The sequence below is a fragment of the Polaromonas sp. P1_G4 genome, from assembly GCF_056405475.1.
In genome coordinates this window covers 1-4,330 of sequence record NZ_JBFUCA010000368.1, presented here as the reverse complement: position 1 = coordinate 4,330, position 4,330 = coordinate 1, and the positions used below count along the sequence as shown (strand labels likewise).

At 63.6% G+C, this 4,330-nt stretch carries 6 protein-coding genes; all 6 read right to left on the bottom strand.

Going from position 1 to position 4,330, the window contains the following annotated elements; translation table 11 throughout:
* Nucleotides 1–330 (bottom strand): carbonic anhydrase (locus tag AC1D1X_RS16735; protein ID WP_477698696.1); only part of this gene is annotated, 330 nt, incomplete at its 3' end.
* A gap of 51 nt (nucleotides 331–381) precedes the next feature.
* The gene (locus AC1D1X_RS16730) at nucleotides 382–984 is read right to left on the bottom strand and encodes a hypothetical protein (RefSeq protein ID WP_477698695.1); all 603 of its coding nucleotides are present in this window, start codon (nucleotides 982–984) and stop codon (nucleotides 382–384) included.
* Between the two features lie 221 nt (nucleotides 985–1,205).
* Nucleotides 1,206–2,387, bottom strand: coding sequence for an isovaleryl-CoA dehydrogenase (locus tag AC1D1X_RS16725; RefSeq protein WP_477698694.1), 1,182 nt, complete (start codon nucleotides 2,385–2,387; stop codon nucleotides 1,206–1,208).
* A 34-nt stretch (nucleotides 2,388–2,421) separates the two neighbouring features.
* Entirely contained in the window at nucleotides 2,422–2,865 is a 444-nt protein-coding gene (locus AC1D1X_RS16720) for a PaaI family thioesterase (RefSeq protein ID WP_477670102.1), read from the bottom strand.
* A 59-nt stretch (nucleotides 2,866–2,924) separates the two neighbouring features.
* On the bottom strand, nucleotides 2,925–4,118 hold the full coding sequence (locus AC1D1X_RS16715) for a serine hydrolase domain-containing protein (RefSeq protein WP_477670103.1): 1,194 nt from the start codon (nucleotides 4,116–4,118) through the stop codon (nucleotides 2,925–2,927).
* Between the two features lie 26 nt (nucleotides 4,119–4,144).
* The coding region (locus AC1D1X_RS16710; RefSeq protein WP_477698693.1) for a MerR family transcriptional regulator at nucleotides 4,145–4,330 on the bottom strand (186 nt) is incomplete at its 5' end.

Sequence of the window (4,330 nt, the reverse complement as noted above, 5' to 3'; positions counted from 1 at the left end):
TTCCAGCGCGGCCTGCACGCCCGAGCAGCCGTAGTGCCCGACCACCATGATGTCCTTGACCTTGAGCCGCTCGACCGCGAACTGGATGGCCGAGAGTGCGTTGAGGTCAGAGTGCACGACGATGTTGGCGACGTTGCGGTGAACGAACACCTCGCCGGGCTCCAGGCCGGTGATCTGGTTGGCGGGCACCCGGCTGTCAGAGCAGCCTATCCACATATACCTGGGCGTCTGCTGCTTGACAAGGCTGGTGAAGAAGCCTGGGCGCTCGGCTTCCATCTGCGCGGCCCAGGCGCGGTTATGGGCGAAGAGGTCTTGGAGCGATGTGGTCATGGTCGTATTTTCACCTGCCCGCGGGGATGCCGTCCGGCAAGCGGCAGAAAGTCATGTTTCATCGATCGCTCTCGCCTTCAACAGCGCTTTTTCGCCCAGGCATTTATCGGTCAGGGTGGCGAGCTCTTTGTCGCTGAACGGGTTCGAGGGTGCGGGGTTCGGCCCGACTTTCACGATGGATGCGTCGACCAGCAAAGGTCCTTCCCCGGAAAAATCACAGACAAAACGGTATTTGCCGTCGGTGAGCGAGGCGGTCAGCATCTTCCGGGTCTGGTACAGCTTGCCACTCTGGTAGCACCACCTGTCCACTTCACCGTCACCCTGGACCAGTCCGGTCAGGCAGCGGTCTCCTTCGCGTTCATAGAATACGCCCTTGCCTCCCGCCAGGAGTGGGCGCAGGTTCTTGAAGTCAGGCGTTGGGCCGAGCGAATACATCAACTGCTGGGCGGGATAAGGATTTCCGGCGCCATGGGCGTATTCAAACAGCGTGAGGTTTCCCATGCTTGCCCACTTGAACTRCTCACATCCCGTGTGATGCGCCAGGCCCTTGGCGGTAAAACCCATGGGTTCGTCAAGGTCGATGCTGACGGTGGTGCCGTCCCGCAGGGTGAGGCCGACGGCGTAGGCCGCGAAACGGCCCTTCAGGGCGAGCATAGCTTCCTCGGAGACCTCCCCCACCCTTGAGGCATCCAGAAAGACGTTCACGGCCTTTCCCCGCAGAGATTCGGGGACGCCGYATTCGAACGTAGCGTCGGCTTGCGGCACTGCCGCGTAGGGCGGGGGCTCATCTTTTTCGCACGCACCGAGAAGCGCGGCAAGCACGAGCACAAGGAGCCATCTCGCCGTCTGATGTATCACTGGCATGGGTACCGGCCTTACATGGTCTCGGCGAACAATTCGCGTCCAATCAGCATGCGGCGGATTTCGCTGGTGCCGGCACCGATTTCATAGAGTTTGGCGTCGCGCCAGAGGCGGCCCAGCGGGTATTCGTTGATGTAGCCGTTGCYGCCGTAGATCTGCACACCCTCGCCGGCCATCCAGGTGGCTTTTTCGGCGCACCAGAGGATGACGGAGGCGCAGTCCTTGCGGACCTGGCGCACGTGGTCGGTGCCGAGCATGTCGAGGTTTTTGGCCACGGTGTAGGCAAACGAGCGGCCGGCCTGCAGCACGGTGTACATGTCGGCGACCTTGCCCTGGATGAGCTGGAACTCGCCGATGCTCTGGCCGAATTGCTTGCGGTCGTGGATGTAGGGCACGACGTTGTCCATGACGGACTGCATGATGCCCAGTGGCCCGCCGGTGAGCACGGCACGTTCGTAGTCGAGCCCGCTCATCAGCACTTTCGCCCCGCTGTTGAGGCCGCCGAGGATCTGGCTGGCCGGCACTTCGACGTTGTTGAAGACGAGCTCGCCAGTGTGGCTGCCGCGCATGCCGAGCTTGTCGAGCTTTTGCGCGACGGAAAAGCCCTTCATGCCTTTTTCAATCAGGAAGGCGGTCACGCCGCGCGCGCCAAGCTCGGGTTCGGTCTTGGCATAGACCACCAGGGTGTCGGCATCGGGGCCGTTGGTGATCCACATCTTGCTGCCGTTGAGCAGGTAGTAGCCGCCCTTGTCTTCGGCCTTGAGCTTCATGCTGATGACGTCGCTGCCGGCGCCGGGTTCGCTCATGGCCAGCGCACCCACGTGCTCGCCCGTGATGAGCTTGGGCAAATATTTTTTGCGCTGCTCATCGGTGCCGTTGCGCTTGATCTGGTTGACGCAGAGGTTGCTGTGCGCGCCGTACGACAAGCCCACCGAGGCGCTGGCGCGGCTGATTTCTTCCATGGCGATCATGTGGGCCAGGTAGCCCATGTTGGCGCCGCCGTATTCCTCACCCACGGTGATGCCGAGCACGCCGAGCGAGCCCATTTTTTTCCACAGGTCCATCGGGAACTGGTCGTTGCGGTCGATCTCGGCGGCGCGCGGGGCGATTTCGGCCTGCGCGAATTCGCGCACGGCGTCGCGCAGGGCGTCGATGTCTTCACCGAGCATGAAGTTGAGTCCGGGCATGTTGGTCATGGTGGGCTTTCTGAAGTCGTATGACGGGATTGGATTAGTAGGTCTTGGGCACGGGCACCAGCGTCTGCTGCATCAGCGCGCAGGCGCTTTCCTTGCCCGCTGCGCCGACGTGCGTGACTTCAGCGGTCGTGACGATGATGCGCTTGCCGGCCTTGACGACGCGGCCCAGGGCGCGCAGCTCGCCGTCCCTGAAACCGGCCATGAAGTTGATCTTGTATTCGACCGTGGTGACCTCGGAATCTTCCGCAGCCATGGTCAGCGCGGCGTAACCACCGGCGATATCGGCCAGCGCGCCCATGGCGCCGCCGTGGAAAGTGCCTTGTTGCTGCGTGACGTGCTCCGAATAGGGCAGGGCCACCTCGCACAGGCCGGGCTCCACGCGCAGCAGGCGCGCACCGAGGTGCTGCATCAGGCCCTGGCGCAGAAAGCTGGCTTCAATGCGGCGAAACAGTGTGGACGGTGCGGCGGTTGCATCCATGGAAGACCCTTTGAACGGATAAAAGGCGGCTCTTGTTTTAGTTGACGTTTACGTAAACGTCAATTATGCCTGCTGGCGGAAGCGCTGTCCAAGGGCGGTGAAAGCTTCGCGCGCGACCTGAGCGTCCGTGCGATCGCGTCCCGAAGGGGAAAGAGATGCGCATCGCCGGCAAATTGCGCTTCCCGTGAATTGCCCGTATGGACAATCACCATGCGGGCGACGGGATCGACAAAGATATTCTGGCCGCCGACACCCCAGAAAAAGGACCGGCCGCCGGCCGCCTGTGGAATCCAGACGTGCAACCCATAGAACGGGGCCCCCTTGGGCTGCGGCTTGTCCGGCCGTAGCATGACCATCTCGTCGATCCATGCGGCGGGCACGACCTGCCCGCCTGCCGCCTGCCCCCGGTTCAGCACCAGCGTCCCCAGCCGGCCGTAGTCGCGCAGGCGCGCGGCGAACTGGCCTTGAACACCCTCCTCGCCATGGAAATTCTTGATCCAGAAGCCGCTGCCCTCGGCCCCGAGGCGCGACCACATCCTGTCCTCCAGATATGCGGTGTTGCTCACGCCCGTACGTTCGCTCAGCATGAGGCCGAGCAACGCGCTCACCGCGCCGTTGTAGCTGAAGGTCTTGCCGGCGGGGGATCGATCCGTCCTCTCCTGCAGGTAGCGCCGCATGCTCTGGCGCGGCGAGACGGTGGGGTCGGTCGCGCGGTTGTCCGATATCGCGCCCGCCTCGTAGGCGGCATGAAGCTTGGCCGAGGTGGCCATCCGCAGCAGATCCTCCACCGTGTCGTCGGCAAATGCGCTGGCTCCGAAGCCGGGCAAGACCTGCCTGACGGTGGTGCCCAGCGCCAGCTTGCCTTCCGCGACTGCCACGCCGACCAGCAGCGACAGGATCGTCTTCGACATGGACGCCGAGAGCAGCGCGTCCTGGGTGCCGGTTCCCTGCAGGTATCGCTCATAGACGATCCGGTCCTCATGCAGGACGAGAAACCCCGTCGTGCAGAAACGGGTAAGGTACTCCTCGAGCGAATGGGCTTCGGGATCCCCGGCAACGCGATACGTCACGTTCTCCAATGGCAGGCCATGGCCGAACACCGCCGGCGCACCGGCCGCCCGCGCTTCATTGAACGGAAATCGCTGCTGGGGGTTGAGGAATGAACCGGTGCATCCCTGTTGGGCCGCCGCGAGGGCGGGCAGGCCCACCGCGAACAGGACCAGGGCCGCGCGGCGCAGGGAATCGATCGTCATGGGGCTAGTCGCAAAGCAGGTCACCGCTACGCCGCCTGCTTCGCTTTCTCAAGTTTCGCCAGCAGCGCCTTGGCCTCGCGCTCGTGCGTTTTCACCTCTTCGAGGTTGCCCTGCAGTTCGGTCATCTGCTCCTCCAGCTGTGCGCGGTGCTGCGCCAGGATGGCGAGGAACTTGCGCAGCTGCGGCCCGGTGTCGCGCGGGCTGTCGTACAT

What these genes read in the sequence shown, in the direction of transcription:
- AC1D1X_RS16715 (WP_477670103.1), bottom strand. Translation starts at nt 4,118, where the DNA reads ATGACGATCGATTCCCTGCGCCGCGCGGCCCTGGTCCTGTTCGCGGTG.
- AC1D1X_RS16720 (WP_477670102.1), bottom strand. Translation starts at nt 2,865, where the DNA reads ATGGATGCAACCGCCGCACCGTCCACACTGTTTCGCCGCATTGAAGCC.